At 42.6% G+C, this 1,069-nt stretch carries 2 pseudogenes; one reads left to right on the top strand and one right to left on the bottom strand.

Annotation, left to right across the window (positions count from 1 at the left end):
• A pseudogene (locus tag R8N28_RS26775) lies at window positions 1-462 on the top strand (hypothetical protein); the annotation flags it as partial.
• A 115-nt stretch (window positions 463-577) separates the two neighbouring features.
• On the opposite strand, the pseudogene R8N28_RS26780 reads toward R8N28_RS26775, so the two are convergent.
• Window positions 578-1,069, bottom strand: a pseudogene (locus R8N28_RS26780) (fatty acid metabolism transcriptional regulator FadR); the annotation flags it as partial.

The raw sequence follows: 1,069 nt of genomic DNA on the forward strand, positions 1-1,069 counted from the left end.
ATGGAGCACGGAAAGCTGATTCGACATTGTTTGTTTTTAATGGATGAAGTCACTATTGCGTGGCTAGCAGTTGAGCAACGAGATGAGTTGCATGATGAGTACCACATGAATTGGCAAACCATTATCGATAGCCTCGAAACCTTGACTCAACTTCGTATTAGCATTCAAGACTTAAACGAACAAGGAGGAAGCGTTCGAGTAAAGAACTACGCATCTGTAATGACACGCAAACTGAATCAGTTAGCGGTAATAGCACCATTGACTATCGCAGCGCCGATCTCCGTACGTTCGACACAAGCGTTAAACGACTATGTCGAAGGAAAACACACCGGACTAACAGAAGAAGAACTCTATGGCATCACCTCAGATCTGTCACTGACGATTTTCAATACCTATGATCACGTGCTATCAGATATTGTCGAAACACTGTATTTGCCTTTGCCCAGACTATCATTAGCCTGAAAGACTCATTTTTCGACATAATTGCATGAAGAACTAGATCAAAAGCCGTAAGTAACGAGCAATAAAAAACCGCAGGCATTGCCTGCGGTTTTTTCTAACTTTGCTCACTCAATGCTTAGCTATCATCTTCAGTGAAGTTGGTTGGTAGTTGCTTTTTCATCTCGTTCCAGATTTGAGCACTTTCCATGCCGTAGTGGCGAATTACAACTGGCAATTGTTCACGCTGGCCCGTTTCACAAGTTTCTAGCAGTTGACGGTAGAATCTTAGCGCCAAATCACGTGATGCCGGGTTAGAGAAGTAGTAACTGCCAACTCGGTCATACAGCTTTTTCAAGCCATTGAAAATCAAACCGTAGATTTGGTTACCAGAGTGGAATGCCAAGCGTTGGAACAACATGTAATCGTAAAAGTTAAATGTTTTCGCGATCAAGATTTCCTGACGCTTTGCTTCATCTTTTTCGTTGTCTTCTTTAACGCTTTGAAGCACCTTATCCGCATACGGAGAAGAGGCAATGAAATCATCCCAAGACGATGCATTCACAAGCGCTTCACAAGACTCAATTACGTTCTTGATTGTACGCTCAGAGTTTTCTTTGTTCGCCTTGAA

The sequence above is a fragment of the Vibrio sp. Vb1554 genome, assembly GCF_033344235.1.